General features: G+C 66.3%; 23 protein-coding genes. 8 read left to right on the top strand and 15 right to left on the bottom strand.

Going from position 1 to position 25,802, the window contains the following annotated elements; all coding sequences use genetic code 11:
- Positions 1–4: 4 nt before the first annotated feature.
- A complete protein-coding gene (locus KDW55_RS11830; protein ID WP_069241964.1) occupies positions 5–1,195 on the bottom strand; it encodes a nitronate monooxygenase family protein in 1,191 nt (396 codons plus the stop codon).
- A gap of 132 nt (positions 1,196–1,327) precedes the next feature.
- Positions 1,328–2,764, bottom strand: a complete 1,437-nt coding sequence (locus KDW55_RS11825) for an aldehyde dehydrogenase family protein (RefSeq protein WP_212149847.1) — start codon at positions 2,762–2,764, stop codon at positions 1,328–1,330.
- A gap of 256 nt (positions 2,765–3,020) precedes the next feature.
- Here KDW55_RS11825 and KDW55_RS11820 point away from each other — a divergent pair, with 256 nt between their 5' ends.
- On the top strand, positions 3,021–3,386 hold the full coding sequence (locus tag KDW55_RS11820; RefSeq protein WP_040144247.1) for a hypothetical protein: 366 nt from the start codon (positions 3,021–3,023) through the stop codon (positions 3,384–3,386).
- A 28-nt stretch (positions 3,387–3,414) separates the two neighbouring features.
- Here the strand turns inward: KDW55_RS11820 and KDW55_RS11815 are convergent, their stop codons facing one another.
- Entirely contained in the window at positions 3,415–3,879 is a 465-nt protein-coding gene (locus KDW55_RS11815) for an Lrp/AsnC family transcriptional regulator (RefSeq protein ID WP_212160612.1), read from the bottom strand.
- Positions 3,880–4,015: 136 nt separating this feature from the next.
- Between KDW55_RS11815 and KDW55_RS11810 the strand changes: the two genes are divergently transcribed.
- Complete coding sequence (locus tag KDW55_RS11810) at positions 4,016–5,062, top strand: zinc-dependent alcohol dehydrogenase family protein (RefSeq protein ID WP_212197964.1); 1,047 nt, start codon at positions 4,016–4,018, stop codon at positions 5,060–5,062.
- 228 nt (positions 5,063–5,290) lie between these two features.
- Here KDW55_RS11810 and KDW55_RS11805 read toward each other — a convergent pair whose 3' ends face one another.
- The gene (locus KDW55_RS11805; protein ID WP_040144250.1) at positions 5,291–6,883 is read right to left on the bottom strand and encodes an ABC-F family ATPase; all 1,593 of its coding nucleotides are present in this window, start codon (positions 6,881–6,883) and stop codon (positions 5,291–5,293) included.
- A 167-nt stretch (positions 6,884–7,050) separates the two neighbouring features.
- Here KDW55_RS11805 and KDW55_RS11800 point away from each other — a divergent pair, with 167 nt between their 5' ends.
- Positions 7,051–7,503 carry a lipocalin-like domain-containing protein gene (locus KDW55_RS11800; protein ID WP_040144251.1) on the top strand — a complete coding sequence of 151 codons (453 nt, stop codon included), beginning with the start codon at positions 7,051–7,053 and terminating at the stop codon, positions 7,501–7,503.
- A 129-nt stretch (positions 7,504–7,632) separates the two neighbouring features.
- Here KDW55_RS11800 and KDW55_RS11795 read toward each other — a convergent pair whose 3' ends face one another.
- Complete coding sequence (locus tag KDW55_RS11795; RefSeq protein WP_212197963.1) at positions 7,633–9,921, bottom strand: AsmA family protein; 2,289 nt, start codon at positions 9,919–9,921, stop codon at positions 7,633–7,635.
- A 158-nt stretch (positions 9,922–10,079) separates the two neighbouring features.
- Here KDW55_RS11795 and KDW55_RS11790 point away from each other — a divergent pair, with 158 nt between their 5' ends.
- Together KDW55_RS11790 and fetB are read left to right on the top strand one after the other, a co-directional pair.
- Positions 10,080–10,781: an ATP-binding cassette domain-containing protein gene (locus KDW55_RS11790; protein ID WP_212197962.1), complete on the top strand. Its 702-nt coding sequence runs from the start codon at positions 10,080–10,082 to the stop codon at positions 10,779–10,781.
- Positions 10,778–11,581, top strand: a complete 804-nt coding sequence (gene fetB, locus KDW55_RS11785) for an iron export ABC transporter permease subunit FetB (RefSeq protein ID WP_040144253.1) — start codon at positions 10,778–10,780, stop codon at positions 11,579–11,581. The genes KDW55_RS11790 and fetB overlap by 4 nt, the downstream gene beginning before the upstream one ends.
- Positions 11,582–11,701: 120 nt before the next feature.
- On the opposite strand, the gene KDW55_RS11780 is transcribed toward fetB, so the two are convergent.
- Positions 11,702–12,253: a DUF6013 family protein gene (locus KDW55_RS11780; protein WP_212197961.1), complete on the bottom strand. Its 552-nt coding sequence runs from the start codon at positions 12,251–12,253 to the stop codon at positions 11,702–11,704.
- A gap of 160 nt (positions 12,254–12,413) precedes the next feature.
- Positions 12,414–13,430, bottom strand: a complete 1,017-nt coding sequence (locus tag KDW55_RS11775; RefSeq protein ID WP_040144254.1) for a zinc-binding alcohol dehydrogenase family protein — start codon at positions 13,428–13,430, stop codon at positions 12,414–12,416.
- Positions 13,431–13,560: 130 nt separating this feature from the next.
- On the opposite strand from KDW55_RS11775, the gene KDW55_RS11770 reads away from it, so the two are divergent.
- Positions 13,561–14,502, top strand: coding sequence for a LysR family transcriptional regulator (locus KDW55_RS11770; RefSeq protein WP_040144255.1), 942 nt, complete (start codon positions 13,561–13,563; stop codon positions 14,500–14,502).
- A 186-nt stretch (positions 14,503–14,688) separates the two neighbouring features.
- Positions 14,689–15,534, top strand: a complete 846-nt coding sequence (serB, locus tag KDW55_RS11765) for a phosphoserine phosphatase SerB (protein ID WP_069241428.1) — start codon at positions 14,689–14,691, stop codon at positions 15,532–15,534.
- A 76-nt stretch (positions 15,535–15,610) separates the two neighbouring features.
- Here serB and KDW55_RS11760 read toward each other — a convergent pair whose 3' ends face one another.
- The 4 genes from KDW55_RS11760 to rimO all read right to left on the bottom strand — a co-directional run bounded on the left by KDW55_RS11760 (position 15,611) and on the right by rimO (position 19,935).
- The gene (locus tag KDW55_RS11760) at positions 15,611–16,795 is read right to left on the bottom strand and encodes a cystathionine beta-lyase (RefSeq protein WP_059544053.1); all 1,185 of its coding nucleotides are present in this window, start codon (positions 16,793–16,795) and stop codon (positions 15,611–15,613) included.
- A gap of 110 nt (positions 16,796–16,905) precedes the next feature.
- Entirely contained in the window at positions 16,906–17,448 is a 543-nt protein-coding gene (locus tag KDW55_RS11755; protein WP_059544052.1) for a hypothetical protein, read from the bottom strand.
- 195 nt (positions 17,449–17,643) lie between these two features.
- Positions 17,644–18,570: a sugar kinase gene (locus KDW55_RS11750; RefSeq protein ID WP_209824333.1), complete on the bottom strand. Its 927-nt coding sequence runs from the start codon at positions 18,568–18,570 to the stop codon at positions 17,644–17,646.
- Between the two features lie 3 nt (positions 18,571–18,573).
- A complete protein-coding gene (gene rimO, locus KDW55_RS11745) occupies positions 18,574–19,935 on the bottom strand; it encodes a 30S ribosomal protein S12 methylthiotransferase RimO (RefSeq protein ID WP_040144260.1) in 1,362 nt (453 codons plus the stop codon).
- A gap of 284 nt (positions 19,936–20,219) precedes the next feature.
- Between rimO and KDW55_RS11740 the strand changes: the two genes are divergently transcribed.
- The gene (locus KDW55_RS11740) at positions 20,220–20,474 is read left to right on the top strand and encodes a hypothetical protein (RefSeq protein ID WP_040144261.1); all 255 of its coding nucleotides are present in this window, start codon (positions 20,220–20,222) and stop codon (positions 20,472–20,474) included.
- 290 nt (positions 20,475–20,764) lie between these two features.
- Here KDW55_RS11740 and phaR read toward each other — a convergent pair whose 3' ends face one another.
- From phaR to phaC, 4 genes are all read right to left on the bottom strand, one after another.
- A complete protein-coding gene (phaR, locus tag KDW55_RS11735) occupies positions 20,765–21,331 on the bottom strand; it encodes a polyhydroxyalkanoate synthesis repressor PhaR (RefSeq protein ID WP_011549704.1) in 567 nt (188 codons plus the stop codon).
- 118 nt (positions 21,332–21,449) lie between these two features.
- Positions 21,450–22,190 carry a 3-ketoacyl-ACP reductase gene (locus KDW55_RS11730; protein WP_040144262.1) on the bottom strand — a complete coding sequence of 247 codons (741 nt, stop codon included), beginning with the start codon at positions 22,188–22,190 and terminating at the stop codon, positions 21,450–21,452.
- Between the two features lie 118 nt (positions 22,191–22,308).
- Complete coding sequence (locus tag KDW55_RS11725) at positions 22,309–23,490, bottom strand: acetyl-CoA C-acetyltransferase (protein WP_040144263.1); 1,182 nt, start codon at positions 23,488–23,490, stop codon at positions 22,309–22,311.
- Between the two features lie 99 nt (positions 23,491–23,589).
- Positions 23,590–25,464 (bottom strand): class I poly(R)-hydroxyalkanoic acid synthase, encoded by a 1,875-nt coding sequence (gene phaC, locus KDW55_RS11720; RefSeq protein WP_212160610.1) that lies wholly within the window; start codon positions 25,462–25,464, stop codon positions 23,590–23,592.
- Positions 25,465–25,802: the final 338 nt, after the last annotated feature.

Raw genomic sequence — 25,802 nt, 5'->3', positions numbered from 1 at the left:
TTCATCAAGCCAGCGTAAACATCGGACGCTTTGTCGCAGGCTCCGCCGCACGGCCCGTCAGCAGCAGGTCGAGCAGGTCGCGCACGCTGCGGATCGCGTTGCCGAACGGCAGTGCTTCGCGGCCGCGAAAGAACAGGCCGTTCGCGACGTCGCCGCGCAACGCGGCCGCGAGCCGCGTGTCGATGCAGAAGTGGCCGAACTTCTCGATGCCGTCGCGCAGGCCGCACACGCTCAGGCATTCGAGGGCCGTCGGGCAGCGCTGCTTGAACGCACCGAGCTTGTCGCGAATGCGCGTTTCGTTGCGCAGGTAACGATCGAGCCACGGCGTCTTCACCGCGCGCGCGGGCAGCCCCGTCACGCTGACGAATTCGACGATGTCCTCGGGCTGCGCATCGGCCAGCACGCGCTTGAAGTTCGGGTGCGCGTCGCCCTCTTCCGTCACCGCGAACGGCGTGCCCACTTGAACGCCGTTCGCGCCTGCCGCGAGCGCCGCGCGCACCGTGTCGTGACTGTTGATGCCGCCTGCGACGATCAGCGGAATCGTGTCGCGCGCGATGCCGAGCGATGCCATCACCTGCGCGGTCTCGTCGAGCACCCGCGCGAAATCGAAGCGTGCGTCGTTCATGTCGTCGATCTGCGTGACGCCGAGGTGCCCGCCCGCACGCGCCGGATGCTCGATCACGATCGCATCGGGCAGCCGGCCCTTCTTCATCCACTTCTTCAGCACCAGCGCGATCCCGCGGCTGTCCGACAGGATCGGAATCAGCGCGATGTCGCGGCCCTGCGTGAGGTCGGGCAGATCGAGCGGCAGGCCGGCGCCCATCACGATCGCGTCGGCGCCCTCGTCGCATGCGACGCGCACGTAGTCCGCATGCGCGCTCACCGCCTTCATCACATTGACCGCGATCATCCCGCGGCCTTCGCTGTACGTCTTCGCGAGACGGATCTCCCGGGCGAGTGCGTCGAGGTTCGCGGCCTCGAGCGTCGCGCGGTCGGGGTTCGCGCGGCAGCGCGCGAGCAGGTCCGCATGGTGATGACGCAGGTCGATGCTCGCGATCGTGCCGAGCGCACCTTCGCGTGCGACGCTGCCCGCGAGACGGTGCGCGGAGATCCCCACGCCCATGCCGCCCTGCACTACGGGCAGCAACGTGCGGCCGCGGATCGTGAGCGGCGGGAAGGAAGTGCGTGCGGTCATCTGGAGCCTCGTCGAAACATCGGAAATCGGAACCGCGATGATCGACGATCCACCGGCGCGCACCTTGACGGCCGTCAATAAAAAAACGGCACGCGAGCGTGCCGTTGCGGGGCCTGGGCAATCTGGCGACGGTCAGGCCGGATGCCCGTGTTTCAGCTGCATCGACTTGTACTCGAGATACTCTTCGAGCCCGTACACGCCGTTCTCGCGGCCGTGCCCCGACTGCTTGTAGCCGCCGAACGGCGCGGCTGCGTTCCACGTGCCGCCGTTGATGTCGACCTGCCCCGTGCGGATGCGCCGCGCGACACGCATTGCGCGTTCGTCACTGCCCGCCCACACCGCGCCGCCGAGCCCGTACGGCGAATCGTTCGCGATCCGCACCGCTTCTTCTTCATCGCGATACGTGATGATCGACAGCACCGGCCCGAAGATTTCTTCCTGTGCGATCGTCGATCTCGGATCGACGCGCCCGAACACCGTCGGCTTCACGAAGAAACCCTTGTCGAGCCCTTCCGGCAGACCGGTGCCGCCCGTCACAAGCTCCGCGCCGTCGTCGATCCCGCGCTGGATGTAGGCGTGCACGCGCTGCTGCTGGGCGGCCGATGCGAGCGCGCCGAGGCGCGTCGTTTCGAGCCGCGGATCACCCGCGACGTACGCTTCGGCCGCCGCCTTCGCAAGCGCGCGCGCCTCTTCGTAGCGCGCTTCGGGCACCAGCATGCGCGTATGCGCGGAGCACGTCTGCCCCGCGTTCAGGTAGCACGCGTTGACCGTACCCTTCACAGCCGCCGCAAAATCGGCATCGTCGAGAATCACCGACGCCGACTTGCCGCCCAGTTCGAGCGCGACGCGCTTCACACCCGCCGCAGCGAGTTCGGCCACGCGCTTGCCCGCGCGCGTCGAGCCGGTGAACGAGACCATGTCGACGTCCGGGTCGGTAGCCAGCGCCTCGCCGACGACAGGGCCGTACCCGCACACGAGGTTGAACACGCCCGGCGGCAGGCCGGCTTCGTGAATCGCCTCCGCGAGCATGAATGCGTTGAGCGGCGCGACTTCGGACGGCTTCAGCACCACCGTGCAGCCGGCCGCAAGCGCCGGCGCGACTTTCAGCGTGATCTGGTTGAGCGGGTAGTTCCACGGCGTGATCGCCGCGACGACCCCGACCGGCTCGCGCACTACCAGCGAGTTGCCGACCTTCGCCTCGAATTCGAACGATTCGGCGAGCTTCGCATATGCGTTCCAGTTGTAGATCGGGCCGCCGACCTGGATCGCGCGAGACAGCTTGATCGGCATCCCGACTTCGCCGGTGATCGACTGCGCGAGTTCCTCGCTGCGCGTCTGCAGGCGCTCGACGATTTTGCGCAAGTAGCCGGCGCGCGTCGCGGCCGGTGTTGCGGCCCATCCATCGAATGCGGCACGCGCCGCACGGACAGCGTGCTGCGCGTCCGACGCGACGCCTTCGGGAATCCGCCCGATCACGGCCTCGGTGGCCGAATCGATCACGTCGATCTTCCCCGCTCCGTCCGGTTTGCGCCATGCGCCGTCGATGTAGAACTGATCGTAGATTTTCATCGCTTCCTGTCTCCCGGAAAACAGCCATTCTAACGAGTGTCGCGCGCCCCGGCGGCAACACCTTCGCGCAGCGCGAGCTCCCGTGCGAACGCTGCACGAGCGTGGGCGCACTGGCTCCCGGCGGCGGTTTCTGCGCGCTTTCGGCATCCGCGCCACGCCGGCGCGCCACGTGGCCCGCATCGTGCTATGTTTTTAATATCGGCGCCGGCCGCTGCACGCCGCGCCACCCGGAATCGATGCTTTCGTGAGCGCTGCCATGACCGACGCATCCCCCAACCTCGGCTCGCAAGATCGCCTGGAACTGCTGTGCTGGCTTACCTGCGGCAATCTCGGCGCGTATTACCTGAACGAATGCTGGCCCGATGCAGCGTTCCAGGTGCAGGCCGCGCACCGCTGGCTGGACCGCCATCACCGGCACGCGGACTGGCTCGCGATCGCGAAGCTGGCCGCCCTTGCGCAGGACATCGCGAAGCGACACGCAGACTTCGTCGACGCATCATGGGCGCGCGACGCAGTCGAGGAAATCGTCGATACCGACGACCTCGACTACCGCGCGAAACTCGTGCAATGGGTGTACGAAGACTGCTGCAAGGCGCTCGCCGACAAGCGGCTGGCCGACTGAGCGCCGGTGCGAGCGCCGCGGCGCGCCGTCACGCGATCGGCAACCGCTGCGTCGACTTCAACTGGCGCAGCGACAGGTTCGAGCGAATGCTCAACACGCCCGGCAGTTTGCGCAGCACCTTTTCGACGAAATGGCTGTAGTCGTCGAGATCGGCGGCCACGACTTGCAGCAGAAAATCCGCTTCGCCGGTCGTGTTGTCGCACGCGAGCACGTTCGGACTCGCCTCGATCAGGCGCTCGAATTCCGCCGTCACTTCCTCGCCGTGCTGCGTACAGACGATCTGCACGAACGCCATGACGCCGAACCCCAGCTTCCGGCGGTCGAGCCGCGCGTGATAGCCGGCGATCAAACCGGCTTCCTCGAGCCGTCGGAGCCGGCGCCAGCAGGATGACTCGCTGAGCGAGAACGCTTCGGCGAGCCGCGTGTTCGATACGCGCCCGTCCTGCTGCAGCATGTCCAGCATCCCGCGGTCGATTCGATCCAATTGTTCCATGATGAAAGCTCCTTGCGGCGAACGCGTGCCAGCGGCAAGGCTATCTCAGGAACACCCGTTTCTCAATCGAAAAACGAAGGAAAAATCCGCCTGTTCGCGGCTATATTGAAACAGTCATTCCAATACGGAGGAGAGAGTGAAAGCAATTGTCTATGAAGCGTTCGGCGCGGCGCCGCGGCTGATGAACGTCGACGATCCCGCGCCCGCGCCCGACGGCGTCGTGATCGAGGTCAAAGCAACGGGCGTGTGCCGTAGCGACTGGCACGGCTGGATGGGGCACGACCCGGACATCGTGCTGCCGCATGTGCCGGGCCATGAACTGGCAGGCGTCGTCGTCGCGGCCGGTAAGTCGGTCACGCGCTGGAAGGCGGGCGACCGCGTGACGGTGCCGTTCGTCGCCGGGTGCGGCCACTGCCCGGAATGCCACTCGGGCAACCAGCAGGTATGCGAGCAACAGTTTCAGCCCGGCTTCACGCACTGGGGTTCGTTCGCAGAATACGTGGGCATCCATCATGCGGACCTGAATCTCGTACGGCTGCCCGATGCGCTCGATTTCCCGACCGCGGCGAGCCTCGGATGCCGGTTCGTGACGTCGTTTCGCGCGGTGGTCGACCAGGGCCGCACGTCGGCCGGCCAATGGGTCGCCGTGCACGGCTGCGGCGGCGTGGGTCTGTCGGCGATCATGATCGCGAATGCGATCGGCGCGAACGTGGTCGCGATCGACATCTCGGACCGAGCGCTCGCGCTGGCGCGCTCGGTCGGCGCGGCGGCGACCGTCAATGCGTCGCAAGTCGCGGACGTTGTCGAGGCGGTGAAGGAGATCACGCGCGGGGGCGCACATGTGTCGCTCGATGCGCTCGGCCATCCGGACACCTGTTTCAACTCGATCAGCAATCTGCGCCGCCGCGGCAAGCACGTGCAGGTCGGGCTGATGCTCGGCGAGCATGCGGCCCCTGCCGTGCCGATGAGCAAGGTCATCGCGCACGAACTGGAGATACTCGGCAGCCACGGGATGCAGGCGCATCGTTACGACGCGATGCTGGATATGGTGCATGCCGGCAAACTCGCGCCGAGCCGGTTGATCGGCAAGGAGATCCGGCTCGGCGAGTCGATCGACGCGCTGATGAACATGAACCGGTTCGAAGGCGCAGGCGTGACGGTCGTGACGGACTTTTCGCGTTGATCGCGCGTGCGCGAGCGATGCAGGACACCGCGGTTCCCGATTCCGCATGCTGAATCGGGCACGCATGACGGCCGCCGCGCACGCGTGACGCGGCGGGCATCGCGCGGTGGACGCGCAAGGATCCGGCCACGATGGCCGACGAACACGGTGCGCGAATGCGAAAAAGCCCGCCAGGCTTGCACCCGGCGGGCTTCCGTCACGTTGGAGCGGGCGTGGCCGCCCGGGCGATTATTCCTGCCCCTGGCTCGCGAGGAAATCCTCGTAATTCCCGCCGAAGTCGAACAGCGTGCCGTCCGTGCGCACTTCGATGATCCGGTTCGCGAGGCCGCTCACGAATTCGCGGTCGTGCGACACGAAAATCAGCGTGCCTTCGAACTGCTCGAGCGCGATCTGCAGCGATTCGATCGACTCCATGTCCATGTGGTTGGTCGGCTCGTCCATCAGCAGCACGTTGTGGCGGCCGAGCATCAGCTTGCCCCAGATCATGCGGCCCTTCTCGCCGCCCGACAGCACCTTCACCGACTTCTTGATGTCGTCCGACGAGAACAGCAGGCGGCCCAGCGTGCCGCGCACCATCGTTTCGTCGTCGCCTTCCTTGCGGTACTGGTCGATCCAGTCCATCAGCGTAATGTCGTCCGGGAACTCCTCGTACGTGTCCTGCGGCATGTAGCCGACGTTCGCGTTCTCGGCCCACTTCACCGTGCCGTGATCGAGCGGCAGGTTGCCGAGCAGCGAACGCAGCAGCGTCGTCTTGCCCGCGCCGTTCTCGCCGATGATCGCGATGCGCTCGCCCGGCTGCACCGACAGATTGAAGTTCTGGAAGATCGTACGCTCGTACTTCTTCGTGATTTCTTCGGCGACCACCGCAACGTTGTGCAGCTTCTTGTCGAACTCGAAGCGGATGAACGGGTTCTGCCGCGACGACGGCTTGAATTCCTCGATCTTGATCTTGTCGATCTGCTTCGCGCGGCTCGTTGCCTGGCGCGCCTTCGACTTGTTCGCCGAGAAGCGGCGCACGAAGTCCTGCAGCTCCGCCACGCGTTCCTTCGCGCGCGCGTTCGCCGCCGCCTGACGCTCACGCGCCTGCGCCGATGCGAGCATGTAGTCGTCGTAGTTGCCCGGCCAGACCTTCAGCGTGCCGTAGTCCATGTCGGCCATATGCGTGCACACCGAGTTCAGGAAGTGACGATCGTGCGAGATGATGATCATCGTCGAGTTGTACTCGTTGAGCGTGTGCTCGAGCCAACGGATCGAGTTGATGTCGAGGTTGTTGGTCGGTTCGTCGAGCAGCAGCACGTCCGGCTTCGAGAACAGCGCCTGCGCGAGCAGCACGCGCAGCTTCCAGCCCGGCGCGACGTCGGCCATCGTGCCGTTGTGGAACTTCTCCTCGATGCCGATGCCGAGCAGCAGCGCGCCCGCGCGCGCCTCGGCGTCGTAGCCGCCGTATTCGGCGAACTTGCCTTCCAGCTCGGCCGCGTGCATGTAGTCGTCGTCGGTGGCTTCCGGGTTCGCGTAGATCGCGTCGCGCTCGGTCATCGCGGCCCACATTTCGGTGTGGCCCATCATCACGACGTCGAGCACGCGCACGTCTTCATACGCAAACTGGTCCTGGCGCAGCTTGCCCAGACGCACGTTCGGCTCCAGCGCGACGTTGCCGGCGCTCGGCTCGAGGTCGCCGCCGAGGATCTTCATGAAGGTCGACTTGCCACAGCCGTTCGCGCCGATCAGACCATAGCGGTTGCCCTCGCCGAATTTGACCGAGATATTCTCGAACAAGGGCTTCGGCCCGAATTGCATCGTGATGTTGGCAGTAGAAAGCACGGCAGGTCCCGTAAGAGAGAAATCGACGGAAAACCGTGTATTTTAGCAGGTGTCGGAGAAACTGCCGACCGCACCGCCGCGGCGGCCTCGCGCACGTGTCGCGCGCCGCCGCTCACCCCCGTCAACACGACGGCGCGCGCGTCGTCGCCGTCATACCGGAAACCCGCATGCCCGCCAGCCAGCTTCGCGACCAACTCGTCGGCGCATGGCGCCTCGTGTCCTATGAAGTCCGCCCGCGCGACGGCGGCACCATCACCTACCCGCTCGGCCGCGACGTACGCGGCTGGATTCTCTACACGCCGGACGGCTATATGTCCGCGCAGTTGATGGCAGCCGGCCGGCCGCCCTATGCCGACGGCGATCTGCACGGCGGCAGCCGCGACGAACGCGCCGCCGCCGCGCGCGGCTATGTTGCGTATTCAGGCCCTTTCAACGTTGACGACAACGGGACGCTGACGCACGAGATGGACGTGAGCCTGTTTCCAAACTGGATCGGCAACGTCCAGCAGCGGGTCGTCAGCGTCGAAGGCAATCGCCTGCAGCTCGGCACGGCCAAGCCCGTGGTCGTCAACGGCCGGCAGGTCGACGCGGTGCTCGTCTGGGCGCGCGCGCGCCGCTGAAGCGCGGCGGTCGGACAGCGGAACCACGAGCGCGCCGTCGCGGCCGCTACCGGGGCTGCGGCGCCGCCGGCATCGCGACAGACGCCGCCGGTGCGTGTGTCGTTCCGGATCCCGATCCGCCGTCGCGCGTCACTTGCCGGCCTTCGCCGCCCCCTTCTGCGCGGCCTTCGCGTTCATCTGCCCGAACAGCTGCGAACACGGGACGTCGCGGTTGTTGCTCGGCGCGATCAACGGGATCAGCGCCGCGAACGGGTTGATCAGCCCGAGCCCGACCATCGCGCCGGCACGCAGCGCGAGCGCGCCCGCCTCGACGCCAACCTTCGGATTCTTGAACGTGCCCTTCGCGTAAAGCGGCGAGCGCAGCGAAAAGATCCGGAAGCCCTTCGTGTGCGGATGGATCTTCAGGTCGAGCGATTCGTCGCGCAGGTTGATCGGGCCGTCCACGTTGATCAGCGCATCGTCCGTATCGAGCGCGAAGACCTTCGGCTGGAGCAGCCCGTCGTTCGCGACGAAATCGATCGCCGCGCAATTGATGTTCACGTCGCGGGTGCCGAACAGCTTTTCGTAGACGACGTTCGCGACGTTCAGGCCCGCCGCCTCCATCAGCAGGAGGCTGATGCGGCCGTCCGTGACGAGCGCCTTCACTTCGCCGGTCGACGTGGCCGCGAGCGCGGCCGGCGAATTGCCGGTCGCCGACAGCGATGCGTCGCCGTTGATCTCGCCGAGCGCAGTCTGCATCACCTTCTGCGTCGGGAACAGCTGCTTGAGTTTCAGGTGGCGCGCGGTCAGCGTGAAGCGTCCCTTCAGCGGCGTGCGGCTGCCGTCGAGATGCGCATTCGTCGCAAGCGTGCCGCCCGCGACGCCGAACTGCAGCGGCTCGAGCGTCAGCACGCCGTCCTGCAGCAGGATGTGCGTGTACAGGTTCGTGATCGGCAGTTGCGGGCTCTTGATCAGCTTGCGCCCGGTGAACTTCACGTCCGCGTCGATCCCGCTCCAGCGCTCGGTGCGGAACGCCGCGACCGGCAACACGCGGTCCGGCGGCTGGCGCGTCGTGTCGCCGCGCTTGGCCTTGCTCGCGGCTGAATCGGCGCCGATCACCGGCGCGAGGTCGGAGAACTGCAGCAGGTTCGACACGAGTTCGCCCGACAGCTTCGGCCGCGGCTCGCGCTGCGCCCACGTCAGCGTGCCCGCGAGATCGCTGCCGCCCACGCGACCGTGGAAGTTCTCGTAGCGGAACGTGCTCGCCTTCTGCTTGATCTGGCCGATCAGGCGCCCCTCGGTCGCGTACGGCGGCGTGTCGGGCAGCGTGATGCCGGTGAGCTGGTACAGACGCGACATCGACGTGCCCTGCAGCCACAGCCGCAGGTCGATCGCCGCCAGGTGCATCGGATCGGTCAGCGTGCCGACGATCGCGAGCCGCGTGTCGCCGGCCTTCACGTCGGCCTGCAGCGGGAACGGCTGCGTCGCATTCTCGATCGCCAGCACACCGCCCACCTTGCCGGTGCCGGTGATCGGCACGTTCTTGTAGCGGCCATCGACCTTCAGGCCGAACGCGTAAATCGGGCCGGCCGGCTGCACACGCGCGGCGGCGCCCGATGCGCCGCTCGCGCCGGCGGCAGCCGCACTCGCCGATGCGGACGAAGCCGCGGCAACGGGCGCAGCGGCGGACGCGCCCGCCGACGCGGCCGCAGGCACTTCGCTCGCACCTTGCGCCGCTGACGCACCGGACGCGGCTTCCGCGTTCGCCTTCGCCGCGAGTTGCGCGGCGCCGCGCTTGCCGACACGCTGCGCCGATGCCGCACGCGACTTCTGTTCCTGCTCCTTGAGCACGTCACCGAGCGGAACCGGCTGGCCGAGCGTATCGATCCCGATCGTCAGATCGGCCTTGGTGATTGCGTCTCGATAAACGACGGTCCCCTTCGCGAACGCGAAGCTGTCGAGCCGTACTTTCCATGTCTTCGGTTGGCCCGACTGCTTGAACTGGAAGGTCCACGTGTTACGACCGTCGGCGAGCCGTTCGAGGTCGACGGCCGGGTTGACGACGTCGATCGACGGAATGACGATCTGGTGGGTGAGGAGCGGAAGAATCGCGAGATCGAAGTGCGCGGCGTCGAGCGTGACGAACTTGGGGCCCTTCGCCCAGTCGGGGTTCCCGATCTCCAGCCGGGTGGCCGAGATGCGAGGCCAGGGCACCCATGCGCGCCAGCCTGTTTCGCTCTGCGGGCGGCGCCAGTCGACCCTGAGGTCGCCGTTGATCGCAAACGGACGGCCAAGCGCGGTGCTCACATGTTCGTTGACCCACGGTTTCGCGCGGTTCCAGTCGAACGTGACAATGAAGACGCCGGCAGCGACGATGATCAGTGCGACGATACCGACGATCCATGCAGCGGTTTTGCCGATGGTTCGGGTGAGCGTCATGGCGGTTCCGTTGTTGTTCTGCAGAAGTTGCACGCGACATCGGGCTGTTGCATACGCGCGCGGAGCACGAAGCACGACATCGGCGGCTTTTCAATGGTTATTATGACGCACGCCGCCGCAACGCCTCGGCGCCATTAACGCTTTTTTTCATTTGTGACATGACAGCCCCCCACGGTCTCATCGACGCACAGCGCATCACGCGCCGCGACGCACGCACCGGCAAGACCTTGCTGACGCCGACCGATTTCAGCCTTGCCGCGGGATCGCGAATTGCTATCACGGGTCCGTCGGGCTCAGGCAAGAGCGTGCTGCTGCGCGCGCTCGCGCTGCTCGATCCGCTCGATGGCGGCCAGGTGCTGTGGCGCGGCAAGCGCATCAGGCGCGCCGCGATTCCGCGCTACCGACGCAGCATCGCGTATGTGCGCCAGCGCCCCGCGCAGATGGACGGCACCGTCGACGCGCAATTGCGCTATCCGTACTCGCTCGCGGTCTATCGCGACGCGACGTTCGACCGCGCGCGCGTCGAAGCGCTCGCCGCGCGTGCGGGGCGCGGCGCCGATTTTCTCGACAAGCGTGCGAGCGATCTGTCGGGCGGCGAAGCGCAGATCGCCGCGCTGCTGCGCGTGCTGCAGCTTGACCCCGACGTGCTGTTGCTCGACGAGCCGACCTCCGCGCTCGATCCCGATTCCACGCGTGCGATCGAAGCGCTCGTCGACGCATGGTTCGACGCAGCATCCGATGCGCGTGCATACATGTGGATCTCCCACGATCCGGCGCAGGCCGCGCGGATCGCGACGACGCGGCTCGTGATGCAGGCCGGCGTGCTGCAAGCCGCAGCCTCGACGGAGGGTGCGCAATGAGCCCAGCGCTGCAGGATCTGAGCCTCGTCGACGTCGGCATCGCCGCCGCGCTCGTCGCGGTGAATGGCGCGATCTCGGCCGCGCTGTCGCTCGGCCTCGGTCGCCAGCTCGCGCTGGCCGCCGTGCGCACCGTCGTGCAGTTGCTCGCGATCGGTTACGTCCTCGGCTGGGTGTTCGGCCATCCGCACTGGACGGTCGTGCTGCCGCTCACCGCACTGATGACGCTGATCGCAGGTTTCGCGGGCGCCGCGCGCGGCAAGCACGCGTACCGCGGGCAGCGCATCGACAGCATCGCGTCGATCTGGGTCAGCAGCTGGCTCGTCGCGGCGATCGGCCTGTTCGTCGTGATCCGCATTCACCCGTGGTACGAACCGCAATACGCGATCCCGATTCTGGGGATGATCCTCGGCAATACGCTCACCGGCGTGGCGCTCGGCGTCGAACGGATGATGGACGAGCTCACCGCGCGGCGCGACCGTGTCGAGACCGCACTCGCACTCGGCGCGACGCGCTGGGAAGCCGCGCAGGACGCCGCGCGCCAAGCCGTGCGCGCGGGCATGCTGCCGACGTTGAATCAGATGGCCGTCGTCGGCGTCGTAAGTCTGCCGGGGATGATGACCGGCCAGGTGCTGGCCGGCCAGTCGCCGCTGCAGGCCGTGCGCTATCAGATCGTGATCATGTTCCTGATCGCCGCGGCGTCGGCGCTCGGCACCGTCGGCGCGGTACTGATGACGTATCGCCGGCTGTTCTCGGCCGATCACCGGTTTCTTGCCGCGCGGCTCGAGGAACGCACGCGCTGACGCGCGACGCCGCGGCGCATACGGCGTACAGGCAGTGCGCCGTCGGCGCGCGGTGCTGCGTTTGCCGACGGCCCCGCGCAACATGCGGCTCGTCCCGATACTCGTTGCGCGCGCACCGGCTCAGTGCTTGATCGACACGGTCACCTTCGTGCCGTCGCTCATCGTGACCGATTTCGACCCGCCATTCGTCGAAATCGACACCCACTTGACCTGGCTCACCGACACGACGTCCGGACACTGCAGCGTCTTGCCACCCGCGCTCACGTTGCGTGTGCCTTTCGGCGCGGCGGCCAGGAAGCTCAGTTGCACGTTCGCGATCCCCTTCGCGTCGACCGACGGCGCGAGCCGCACCTGGGTCTGGCGCACCATCGCGCCGTTCTCGTCGCGCGGCAGGCTGTCGGCGCTCGGGCAACCGTCCTGCATCGCGACCGCACCGCCCGGCGGCACCGACTTCCAGTTGAAGTCGTCCGTCTCGCCCGAGCGGATCTTGCGCGTCTCCTGCATATTGCCGAAGGTCTTCGAATCGACCTTGACCGTGTATTCGAGCTGCCCCGTCCCGCCGCCCTTCAGGCTGCCTTTGACCGGCGGCGCCGCGAATACGCTTGCGCTTACGCATGCCGCCGCGAACACGGCCGACCACGATACGGCGACTGACAAGCTGCGTTGGCTCATGCTGACCTCCTTGTAATGCGGCGGCACGCGCGTGCCGCGCGGTTTTCGATGCATGATGCGTTGCCAGTCTACCGCCAAGCGGCATGCAATGCGCCGCAAACGCATCGGGTGTTACCCCGCTTGCGTTCGCGGCCGCGCATCCCGTGCGCGCGATGCCCGATCAGAAGCCGCTCAGCACCAGCTTGCCGATCGCGCGCCCGGCCTCGAGCATCTGATGCGCGCGCCGCACGTTCGCCGCGTTGATCGTGCCGAGCTGTTCGCCGAGCGTCGTGCGCAGCGTGCCGTCGTCCACGAGCCGCGCAACCTCGGTGAGGATCTTGTGCTGCTCGATCATGTCCGGCGTCTCGAACATCGCGCGCGTGAACATGAACTCCCAGTGGAACGCGGCGCTCTTCGCCTTCAGCAGTTCGACCGGAACCGGCTTCGCGTTCTCGACGATCGTGCAGATGCCGCCCTGCGGCCGGACGACTTCCGCCGCGGCAGGGAAATGACGGTCCGTGTCGTTGAAGATCAGCACGTAATCGACGTTCGGATGACCGATGTCACGCAATTGCGCGGGCAGGTCGCCGAAGTGGTCGACCACGTCGTCCGCACCGAGCGCACGCACCCATTCGGCTGATGCGGGCCGCGACGCGGTCGCGATCACGCGCAGCTTCCCGAGCGTCTTCGCGAGCTGGATCGCGATCGAGCCGACGCCGCCCGCCCCGCCGATGATCAGCACCGACTTGCCCGCATCGGCGCCCTGCGGCGACACGCGCAGCCGGTCGAACAGCGCCTCCCACGCGGTCAGCGCGGTGAGCGGCAGCGCGGCCGACGCCGCAAAATCCAGCGTGCGCGGCTTGTGCGCGGCGATCCGCTCGTCGACCGCATGGAATTCGCTGTTCGCGCCGGCGCGCGTGATGCTGCCCGCGTAGAACACCGCGTCGCCCGGCCGGAACAGCGTGACGTCGGCGCCCACCGCGACGACCGTGCCGGCAGCATCCCAGCCCAGCACGCGCGGGCTCTCCTCGACCTGCGGCTTCGGCGCGCGGACCTTGGTGTCGACCGGGTTCACGGAAATCGCCTCGACCTTCACGAGCAGGTCGCGCGGGCCGGGCTCGGGTTGCGGCACGTCGACGTCGAGCAGCGCTTGCGGGTCGTCGATCGGCAGGTAACGGGTCAGTCCAACTGCTTTCATAACGGTAGCTCCTATCGTGTCCAGGAAATTCGGTCGGGCCGCGGCGCAGCCCATGAACGCCATCGTAGGGCGCCCGATCCTTCGAGAAAACCGCTATATTTCCTGAAACATTTTCAGGAATCTCAGAATAATGACATCCGACCCAATCCCCGCTCCCGACAAGCCGCTGGACCTGCTGGACGTCGGCCTGTTCGTTCGCGCCGCGCTGCTCGCGAACGTGAGCGCGGCCGGACGCGAGTATGGCGTGTCGGCCGCGGTCGCGAGCGCGCGTATCGCGCAGCTCGAGCGCCAGCTCGGCGCACGATTGCTGCATCGCACCACGCGCCGGATCTCTCTCACCCAGGACGGAGAGGTGTTCATGGCTCGCGCCGAGGCGCTGCTGTCGGCCGCCGATGCGGCGCGCGCGTCCGTCGGCCATGGCCGCAGCGAGCCGTATGGCCGGCTGAAGGTGTCGATGTCGTCGTCGTTCGGCCGCCAGCACGTCGCGCCGGTGATTCCGGCATTTCTGCGCCGCTATCCGTCCGTATCGCTCGATCTGCGTCTTTCCGACGAGATCGTCGATCTCGTCGACGACGGCTACGACGTCGCGATTCGCCTCGGCGCGCTGAAGGATTCGACGCTCGTGGCGCGCAAGCTGGCCACGAACCGGCGCGTGGTGTGCTGCTCGCCCTCGTATCTCGCGGAGCGCGGCACGCCGCGGCATCCGGCCGATCTCGCGCAGCACGAATGCGTGATCCTCGGCGACCAGCGCGACTGGTCGTTCGTTACGCCGCAAGGCCGGCTCACGGTACGCGTGAGCGGCCGGCTCGTTGCAAGCAACGGCGAGGCGATCCGCGAGGCGCTCGTCGACGGCTTCGGCATCGCGATCAAGTCGACCTGGGACGTCGGCCCGCAGCTCGCGAGCGGCGCGCTCGTCACCGTGCTCGACGATTACCCGTTCGCGGACGACGTCGCGATCTGGGCCGTCTATCCGAGCCGTGCGCACGTGCCGCTGAAGACGCTCGCGTTCATTGCGTTCCTGGCTGAACACTTCGGCGATCCGCCTTACTGGGATCGCGTGCATACACGCTGACCGACGTCCGCGAACCGGCGCTGTCGGCAGCGTACGCCGCGCCGCCACGGCGTTCCGGTCGCGCTCGGACAGCAACGGGCTACAATGGCGCGTTCGCGACGCAACGGCCGAAGGCCGGACAGGCCGTGCCCGCACACGGCCGCCAGCGGCCGCACCCGCGTTTCATTCGCTTCCAATCATTCCGTCATGACCCACAATCTCGTCATCCAGAGTCTCGCGCCGCTGTCGGACGCGCATCACAAACCGCTGCTTGCGCTGTCGCGCGGCTCCCGTATCGTGCAGACCGACGAGCACGCACTGCGCATCGAAAACGCGAACCCGGCGCAGCGCCTCGACATCGATGCGTACTGCGGCACGCATGCGCTCGACTTCGGCTTCGTCGAGGCCGGCCGGACGCTCGCCGATTTCGGACTCGTCGTAATGGACATGGATTCGACGCTGATCACGATCGAATGCATCGACGAAATCGCCGATTTCTGCGGGCTGAAGACCCAGGTTGCGGAGATCACCGAAGCATCGATGCGCGGTGAAATCCGCGATTTCAACGAAAGCCTCACGCGCCGCGTCGCGCTGCTCGCGGGGCTCGACGCTCGGGCGCTCGAGCGCGTGTACGAGGAGCGGCTGCAGTTGTCGCCGGGCGCGGAGACGATGCTCGCGGGCGTGAGGGCCGCGGGCCTGAAGACGCTGCTCGTATCGGGCGGCTTCACGTTCTTCACCGAGCGCCTGCAGGCACGTCTCGGCCTCGACTATGCACACGCGAACACGCTTGAAATCGTCGACGGCAAGCTGACCGGCAAGGTGCTCGGCGAGATCGTCAACGCGGACGTGAAGGCGCGCATGCTGCGCGACACGTGCGCATCGCTCGGCATCGCGCCGAGCCGCGCGATCGCGATGGGCGACGGGTCAAACGACCTGAAGATGATGGCCGAAGCCGGATTGTCGGTCGCGTTCCACGCGAAGCCGGTCGTGCGCGACGCGGCAACCGTCGCGTTCGACCACGTCGGCCTCGACGGCCTGCTGCGGCTGTTCTGATCCGCGCCACCCCGCCAATGAAAACGCCGGCGCGATGTCCAATCGCGCCGGCGTTTCGTTTTTCCGCTTCGGTCGGTTATCGGCCCAGCGTGGCCTGCATCGCGCGCTCGATGTCCGCGCGAAGATCGCTTTCGTCCTCGAGACCGACGTAGAAGCGCACCAGCGTGCCGCGATGCGGCCAGTCCGTGCGCATCGACGCAACGTCGTACGGCATCGCGAGGCTGCACGCGCCGCCCCAGCTCCAGCCGATCGCAAACAACTCGAGCGCCTCGACGAAGCGATCGATCTGCTCGCTGCTGTAGCGTTCGTCGAACACCACCGAGAACAGCCCGCCCGCACCGGTGAAGTCGCGTACGAACGATTCATGGCCCGGGCAGTCCGGCAGTTGCGGATGCAGCACCGTTGCGATCTCCGGACGCGTCTTCAGCCATTGCGCAAGTGCGAGCGCGCTCTTGCCGTGCGCGTCGAAGCGCACCTGCATGCTCGGCAGGCTGCGCATCACGAGCGAGCAATCGTCGACCGACACGCCGATCCCGCAGCGCATCCGCGCAAGCTTCAGTTGCGCGTGCAGCTCCGCGTTTGCCGTTATCGTCGCACCCATCAGCAAATCGCTGCCGCCCGACTGGTACTTGGTCAGCGCCTGCACCGAGATGTCGACGCCGTGCTCGAACGGCTTGAACGCGAGCCCGGCCGAATACGTGTTATCGATTGCGGTGACGATGCCGCGCGCCCGCGCGGCCGTCGTGATTGCTCGTACGTCGGGCACTTCCATCGTCACCGAGCCCGGCGCCTCGATCCAGATCAGCCGCGTGTTCGGCTGGATCAGGTCGGCAATCCCGGCGCCGACCAACGGATCGTAGAAGCGCACGGTAATGCCGAAATCCTTCGCGAGCCAGTTGCCGAAGTCGGCGTTCGGGCCATAAACGTTGTGCGGGATCAACACGTCGTCGCCAGCCTTCACGAGCCCGAAGTAGACGTTCGAGATGGCCGCAAGGCCCGACGGTTGCAGCAGTGCGTGCGTACCGCCCTCGATCTCGGCGAGCCGTTGCGCGAGCGCGAGCGACGTCGGCGTCGCATGCAGACCGTAGCGCCACTGGTTGTCGTTGTGCCACACGAGCGCGCGCATCGTCGCGAGATCGGGGAACACGACCGTCGACGCACGCGCGACCGGCGGCACGAACGAACGGAAGCCTTCCGGAATGACGTCGTCGGGTTGAACGATGCGGGTTTGCAGCGCGCGCTTCGGGGCGGATTGAGTCATGGCAGGAGGCCGTGGCTAGGCCGTTCGGTTGCGGAAGATGTCGTTAGATTAGCCAAAAACGGCGCGCTTGGCCCGGTACAATGCGCGGCGCCTGCACCAAGCCAGCGCGCTCAGTCGTCGGTACGCAGGTTGACCAGGCCGCCGACCGTCTCGATTTCCTGCACGCGGCCGTCGCGAACCTGCAGCGCGGCGCGTTTGCCAGGCGCCGGCCGCAGCACGACCGGTTGCGGATCCGATTCATCCGAATTCATCCGGTCGGCCTTCAACCCGCCCGTCGAATCGAAGCGGCCGATCCACACGCCCGTGATGTTCGTGCCGTCGTTCGACTCCTCGATTTCGAGCGTGTCGCCATCGCGATCGCCGGCGAGCAGGATCACCTCGCCCGTATCGGCAAACTGGTATTCGCCGTGCACGCCCTCTTCGTCCGTCTTCGGCCCGAGATGCACGACGATCGGCCGGTCGCCGAGCGTGCCTTCGTAGCGCGGCAGGCGCGCGAATTCAGGATTCGGCCGCAGCGGCCGCGCCGGTGCCGCGTCATCCTGCTGCACACCCGGCGCAGCGGCCTGCGCCGCCGCCACGCCGGGCACCGCCAGAGCTGCCGCCAGTGCGCCGGCGATCACCAGCGCACGTTGCCATTCCGAATATCCACCCACTTCGTGTTGCTCCCTTGCTTGAGATTCGCTCGACAATCGCGGCGATATCTCGTCGCACGCCGATCGACGCCATCGCGAGCGCCGGACGGCCTCCATTCAACGGCGCCGCTCGCGCGATACGCATGCCGTTCTCCACGCATCACGTCGCGTCTCGCATGTCGTGCGCGAACGCCCGGCCGGCGTGCGCGATTCGCGTCAGCCCTGCATCAGGCGTTCGACCGCCGCGCGATGCGGAATCGGCGCGACCGCGCCGTAGCCCGTCGTCGACAATGCCGCCGCGGCGTTCGCGTACCGCGCGGCCGCGAACGGATCGTCGCCCGCGACGATCCGCGCCACGAACGCGCCGCCGAAGCAGTCGCCCGCGCCCGTCGCGTCGACGGCCTCGACCGCGAAACCCGGCACCACACGACGTTCGTTCGGGGTTGCCACATACGCGCCTTCCCTGCCCAGCTTCAGCGCGACGACCTGCGGCCCGTGCTCGAGCATCGCATCGACGATCGCGTCCCGATCGTTCGCGCCCGTGAGTGCCGTGACGTCGTCCCAACTCGGCAGGCAGATGTCGGTCTGCCGCAGCGCTTCGCGCATCACCGCGCGGGCGCGCGGCAGCGGCCACAGCTTCAGGCGCAGGTTCGTGTCGAAGCTGACCTGCGCGCCGTTGCTGCGCGCATGCGCAATCGCCGCAAACGCCGCGTCGCACGCGGTCGTGCTGATCGCAAGGCTGATACCCGACAGATGCACGGCCTTCGCCGCGGCCAGCGCATCGAACGGCAGGTCGGCGATCGAATAGCGGCTCGCCGCCGAGCCCGCGCGCAGATAATCGAACTGGTGCCCGTCGGTTCCGTGCGTGACGAAATACACGCCGGTCGGCGCAGTGCGGTCGATCCGCACATACGTCGTGTCGACCTGCTCGGCCGCCCACATGTCCGCCAGCAAGCGACCGAATCGATCGTCACCGATCGCGGATACGAAGCCCGTCGATGCGCCCTGGCGCGCCGCGGCGATGCAGAAGTTCGACGTGTCGCCGCCAAAGCCCTGCAGAAACTCCGGACGCCCCGGCTGCGACTGGTTGAATTCGATCATCGCCTCGCCGAGCGCGAGGATCTGCGGGAACGCTGCGGCCATCGCTCAGACCTCGCCCCACAGGTCGTGACCGTCCGCGCCGGTGATCTTCACGGACACGAAATCGCCGACCTTGTAGCGCTTCGAAGCCTTCGCCGCCGGCTCCACATAGACGACGCCGTCGATCTCGGGCGCATCCGCCGCCGTGCGGCCGATGCCGCCTTCCGCGTTGACTTCGTCGATCAGCACCTTCACGGTCTTGCCGACCTTGCGTTGCATGCGCCGCGCCGACACTTCCTCGGCGACCTCCATGAAACGCGCGCGACGCGCTTCGCGAACCTCGTCCGGCAGTGCGCCGTCGAGTTCGTTCGCGCTCGCCCCTTCGACCGGCGAATACGCGAAACAGCCGACCCGATCGAGTTCCGCTTCGCGAATGAAGTCGAGCAGCGTGTCGAACTGCTCTTCCGTCTCGCCCGGGAAGCCGGCGATGAACGTGCTGCGGATCGTCAGATCCGGGCAGATGTCGCGCCACTTTTGCACGCGCTCGAGCACCTTCTCCGCGTTCGCCGGACGCTTCATGCGCTTGAGCACTTCCGGATGCGCGTGCTGGAACGGCACGTCGAGATACGGAAGCACGTGGCCCTTGAACGGGCCTTCGGCCATCAGCGGAATGACTTCGTCGACGCTCGGATAGGGATACACATAGTGCAGGCGCACCCACGCGCCGTACTGCGCGGCGAGTTCGCCGAGCGCGGCGACGAGGTCCGTCATGCGCGTCTTGATCGGCTTGCCGTTCCAGAAGCCCGTGCGGTACTTCACGTCGACGCCGTACGCGCTCGTATCCTGCGAGATCACGAGCAGTTCCTTCACGCCCGACTTGAACAGGTTCTCGGCCTCGAGCATCACTTCGGCGACCGGACGCGACACCAGATCGCCGCGCATCGACGGGATGATGCAGAACGTGCAGCGGTGGTTGCAACCTTCGGAGATCTTCAGGTATGCGTAGTGACGCGGCGTGAGCTTGATGCCGGCGGCCGGCACGAGGTCGACGAACGGATCGTGCGGCTTCGGCAGGTGCGAATGCACGGCCTGCATCACTTCACCCACGGCGTGCGGGCCGGTGACGGCGAGCACCTTCGGATGGACTTCCTCGATGAGGTTCGAGCCGCTGGCGCTCGACTTCGCGCCGAGGCAGCCGGTGACGATCACCTTGCCGTTCTCGGTCAGCGCCTCGCCGATCGCGTCGAGGCTTTCCTGCACGGCTTCGTCGATGAAGCCGCAGGTGTTGACGACGACGAGATCCGCGCCGTCATACGTGCCGGAGATTTCATAACCTTCGGCGCGCAGCTGCGTGATGATTTGCTCGGAGTCGACGAGGGCCTTCGGGCAGCCGAGGGATACGAAGCCTACTTTGGGGGACTGGGACATCTGGAATGTGGGGGCGTGGCGGCAAAAGCGTGAGTTTACAGCTATTTATGGGTCAGCGAGGCAAAACCGGCAGACCGGGCGCCCGGGATCGCGGCCCCAACACGCGGGGCGCACGCGCGAATCGCGCGGCCGCAGGCACCGGAGATCCAGCCCTTTCACGCGGACGGCGATCCGGCGCCGGGCGAGATTGCCGGCCGCCCCCGCACGACAATCGCCCCGGCGCGGCCGCGCCGCTATGCGAAAATCCCGACATTCGCTCCATTCACCTACCCAACGGGGTTCGCATGACCACCCACATCACGATCGAATTCACCGAGCACGCCGCCGAAACCATCAACGAGCAAACCAGCACGAGTTTTTCGTATGACCAAGGCGCGCACGTGCCGCAGCCCGGCGACTTCGTCGAACTGGAAAATTCGCGCCAGACGTTTCTCGTGATCGGTCGCGTGTTTTCGCTGAAGTCGAACTACTGCGCAGTGAAGCTCGTGCTCGACCTTCCGCCGGCGGACGATCATCACGATTTCGATCCGGCGCTTTGAGCAAGACTGGTGAGCGGCGCGCTTGGGGAGCAGCGCGGCGAGACGCAACGGCGGCGCAATCGTTTCGATGATCGTATGAAATGCGATGGATCGGACCGCGATCACGCCCGCCGACGCGGCAGGGACGCCCGATCCCGACGATCGCAAACGATCGTCGGCCATACGTGGCGAAAGCCTGAAGCGGCGGCCGCAGCGCCGCCGCGCGCAATCGGCGTGACGCCCCGCTGCACGCAGCAGCGCCCGCCAACCGGCTGCGCGCGCCGCCGGTTGGCCGGCCCGCCGCGCGAGCGTTACTTCTTTTCCGGTTCCGGCGCGCCCGGCTGCTTGAACGGGAACGTGCTGAACATCGACTTGGCCTGATTCTGCATCTGCTCCTGCATCTGCACGAACATGTTCTTCGACTGCTCGATGTAGCTCGTCATCATCCCTTGCATCATCGGCGCCTGCATGTTCATGAACTGCGACCAGACTTCCGGATTCATCGCGTTGCCTTCGTAAAGGTTCTTCGATTGATCGGCAAGCTTGTTCTGGATGTCGATGAAAGCCTGGATGTTCTTTTCCAGGTACGTGCCCATCATCCCCTGCATCGCATGACCGTAGAAACGGATGATCTGCGACAGCATCGACGACGAGAACATCGGCACGCCGCCGCTCTCCTCCTCGAGAATGATCTGCAGCAGGATGCTGCGCGTCAGGTCTTCGTTGGATTTCGCATCGACGACCTTGAAATCCTCCTGCTCCAGCACGAGTTGCTTGACGTCGGTCAGCGTGATGTACGTGCTTGTCTCGGTATCGTAGAGCCGGCGGTTCGGATACTTCTTGATGAGCCGCTCGGCCGTTTTCTTTGTAGTAGTCATGTAACGCCTTTCGGTGCAGCGTAGCGCAAGTGACAAATCCCCGCCTCCCGGAACGGGAGGCGGGGGCCTTCGGAAACGCCAGGCTGCACGGCCGAGCCGGCCTGCGCAGCCCGGACGTTCAGCCCATGTGCAGGCCGCCGTTCAGCGAGAAGTCGGCGCCGGTCGCGAAGCCCGAATCGTTCGATGCAAGCCATGCGACGATCGAGCCGATTTCCTCCGGCGCACCGAGACGCCGCACCGGAATCGTCGCGACGATCTTCTCGAGCACGTCCGGACGGATCGCCTTCACCATGTCGGTGCCGATGTAGCCGGGCGACACGGTATTGACCGTCACGCCCTTCGTTGCGACTTCCTGCGCAAGCGCCATCGTGAAGCCGTGGATGCCGGCCTTCGCGGTGGAGTAGTTCGTCTGCCCGAATTGCCCTTTCTGGCCGTTCACCGACGAGATGTTGATGATGCGGCCCCAGCCGCGCTCCACCATCCCGTCGATCACCTGCTTCGTCACGTTGAACAGGCTCGTGAGGTTAGTGTCGATCACGGCCGTCCAGTCTTCGTGCGTCATCTTGCGGAACACGACGTCGCGCGTAATGCCCGCGTTGTTGACCAGCACGTCGATCTCGCCGACTTCGGCCTTGACCTTGTCGAACGCTGCCTTGGTCGAGTCCCAGTCGCCGACGTTGCCTTCCGACGCGATGAAATCGTAGCCGAGCGCCTTCTGGTCCTCGAGCCACTTCACCCGGCGCGGCGAGTTGGGGCCGCAACCTGCGACCACCTTGAAGCCGTCTTTCGACAGACGCTGGCAAATACTGGTGCCGATGCCGCCCATCCCGCCCGTTACGTACGCAATTCGCTGAGACATAAATCTCACTCCATTTTTAGATTCGAGAGCTGCCGGAGGCCCCCTCTGACTTCACGTAGCGCCGGCCGAAGCCGCAATCGGCCGGCACCCGGATTGGTTTATACCGCGACGCCGGACGTTACGGACGCTCGACCGCGAGCGCGACGCCCATCCCGCCGCCGATGCACAGCGACGCCAACCCGCGCTTCGCGTCGCGCTTGACCATCTCGTGCAGCAGCGTCACCAGGATCCGGCAGCCCGACGCGCCGATCGGGTGGCCGATCGCGATCGCCCCGCCGTTCACGTTCACCTTCGACGTGTCCCAGCCCATCTGCTTGTGCACCGCCAGCGCCTGCGCCGCGAACGCTTCGTTGATTTCCATCAGGTCCAGGTCGCCCGGCGTCCAGCCCGCGCGCTCCAGCGCACGGCGCGACGCCGGCACCGGGCCCATGCCCATCACGCTCGGATCCACGCCCGCGTTCGCGTACGCCTTGATCCGCGCAAGCGGCGTCAGACCCAGCGCCGCCGCCTTCTGCGCCGACATCACCAGCACCGCCGCCGCGCCGTCGTTCAGCCCCGACGCGTTCGCCGCCGTCACCGACCCGTCCTTCGCGAACGCCGGCTTCAACCCCGCCAGCGATTCTGCCGTCACGCCGTGGCGCACGAATTCGTCGGTCGCGAATTGCACCGGCTCGCCCTTGCGCTGCGGAATCGCCACCGGCACGATCTCGTCGTTGAAACGGCCGGCCTTCTGCGCGGCTTCCGCCTTGTTCTGCGACAGCGCCGCGAACGCGTCCTGCTCCTCGCGCGTGATCCCGTATTCCTTCGCAACGTTCTCCGCGGTGATCCCCATGTGGTACTGGTTGTACACGTCCCACAACCCGTCGACGATCATCGTGTCGACCAGCTTCGCATCACCCATCCGGAAGCCGTCGCGCGAGCCCGGCAGCACGTGCGGCGCCGCGCTCATGTTTTCCTGGCCGCCGGCGATCACGATCTCCGCATCGCCCGCGATGATCGCGTTCGCCGCGAGCATCACGGCCTTCAGGCCCGAACCGCACACCTTGTTGATCGTCATGCCCGGCACCGCATTCGGCAGGCCGGCCTTGATCAGCGACTGGCGCGCCGGGTTCTGCCCGGAGCCCGCCGTCAGCACCTGGCCCATGATCACTTCGCTCACCTGGTCGGGCTTCACGCCCGCACGCTCTAGCACCGCACGAATCACCGTCGCGCCCAGCTCCGGTGCCGCAACCTTCGCGAGCGAGCCGCCGAATTTGCCGACCGCGGTCCGCGCGGCCGATACGATCACTACGTCCGTCATTTCCGTTTCCTCCGGGCCGGCACGACACGGTGCATCGCTACCGTCCCTGTTAAAAAAACTGCGGGGCACCGGACAGCGTGCGCCGCTGTCCGGTTTTCGTCAATCGCGCTGCAACACGTAACGGCCAGGTGCCGGCTCGATCACCGGGAACTGCGCGGAGCCTGCAGTGGCGGGCGGCGCCACCTTGCGGCCGCCGTACTGGTCGAGCCATTCGACCCAGCTCGTCCACCAGCTGCCCGGTTGCTCGGTCGCGCCGGCGAACCAGTCGTCCGCGGATTCGGGCAAATCGTTGTCGTTGACCCAGTAGCTGCGCTTCTTTTTCGCCGGCGGATTGATCACGCCCGCGATGTGGCCCGACGCGCCGAGTACGAACTTCAGCGGGCCCGTCAGAATCGACGTCGACGCATACGCCGTTTGCCACGGCACGATGTGGTCCTCGCGCGACCCGTAGATGAAGGTCGGCACGTCGATGCGCGACAGGTCGACGGATTCGCCGCACACGGTCAGCGCATTCGGCACGCGCAGCTTGTTCTCGAGATAGGTATTGCGCAGGTACCACGCGTACATCGGGCCCGGCAGGCTAGTCGAGTCGCTGTTCCAGTACAGCAGGTCGAACGCGGCAGGTGTGCGGCCCTTCAGATAGTTGTCGACGACGTAGTTCCACACGAGATCGTTCGGCCGCAGGAACGAGAACGTGTTCGCGAACTCCACACCGCGCATCAGGCCCGGCGCCGCGCCGTTCTTGCCGCCGATGGTCTGCTCGCGCATCTGCACGTGCGCCTCGTCGACGAACACGTCGAGGATGCCGGTGTCGGTGAAGTCGAGCATCGCGGTGAGCAGCGTCATCGACGCGGCCGGATGTTCGCCGCGTGCGGCAAGCACCGACAGCGCGGTCGCGAGCATCGTGCCGCCGACGCAGAAGCCGAGCGTGTTGATTTGCTCACGGCCGCTGATCTGCTGCACGGCGTCGATCGCCGCGAGCAGCCCTTCGTTCATGTAGTCGTCCCACGTCTTGTGCGCGACCGATGCATCGGCATTGCGCCACGACACGAGGAACACCTGATGGCCGTTCGACAGCGCATGCGCGACGAGCGAATTCTCGGGCTGCAGATCGAGGATGTAGAACTTGTTGATGCACGGCGGCACGATCAGCAGCGGCCGCTCGAGCACCTTGTCCGTTTTCGGCGCGTACTGGATCAGCTGGATCAGGTCGTTCTCGTAGACGACCGAGCCTTCGGTACAGCCGAGGTTCTTGCCGACCACGAACTGCGATTCGTCGGTCTGCGAAATCTTGCCGCGCTGCATGTCGCCGAGCAGATTCATCATCCCCTGGCGCAAGCTTTCACCCTGCGTTTCGAGGATCGACTTCTGGGCGTCGGGATTGAGTGCGAGGAAGTTGCTCGGCGCGGCGGCGGCCGTCCACTGCTGGACCGAGAAGCGGATGCGTTCGCGCGTCTTCGGATCGGTCTCGAGCGCATCGGCCAGTTCCTGCAGGTAGCGCGCGTTGAGCAGATACCACGCCGCCGCGAACGCATGTGCGGGCGACGCCTTCCATGCATCCGCGCTGAAGCGGCGGTCCTTCAGTTCCGGCGGCTCGAACTTGGCGGCAGCGGCTTGCTGCATCAGCGTCATGCAGTCGCGCGCATAGTCGGACTGCAACTTCTGGAGCCGTTCGGGAGGAATCGCGGCAACCGGCAGCTTCAGGCCCGCGAACGGCGATGCGAGATTGCCGAGGCCGCCCAGATCGGGCATCGCCGGCATCTGGAACGGGAGCGATGCGGGGAACTGGAAGGCGGCGAACGGGTTCGCGGAAGTCGCGGCCGTTGCGGCGCGGGCCGGATCGGCGAAGCCGCGCCATGCGTTCAGCCATGACTCGAACATCTGCTGCATCGGCTGCGCGGCCTGACCGAAACCGGTGCTGCCCGCGGAAGTGCCCGCCTGAGCGGACGTCGACGAATTTTTCGATGCTGTCATTACCTGCCTTACCGGTGATTCGTGAGCGTCAATCGTGAAATCCTGCTCGCGCGCCGCATGCCGACTGCGAGCCGGGCCGTCATGCTCTGGAGAGGCGTCTCCAGATTCTGCCGCAGTGCGGTATTTTTATCATTATCGTTTTCCCCATGTGAAGCACCGCGTCAAACCACTGAACGTTTCATCCCGGAGATAATCCGCGCGCGACAGACGGGACAAGGCTTCCGCGGAAACATAAAATATTTTGCTTGACTTGACGCTGCGATTATTCATTAGGTAGTCAGTGCAACGACGCATTGCCGCGTCAATATCGAGACAAGTCCATTTTGCAGTGCAATAAG

This window comes from Burkholderia sp. AU19243 (genome assembly GCF_018148075.1).
In the GTDB taxonomy this organism is placed as follows: domain Bacteria; phylum Pseudomonadota; class Gammaproteobacteria; order Burkholderiales; family Burkholderiaceae; genus Burkholderia; species Burkholderia latens_A.
This window is presented reverse-complemented; position numbering and strand designations above follow the sequence as displayed.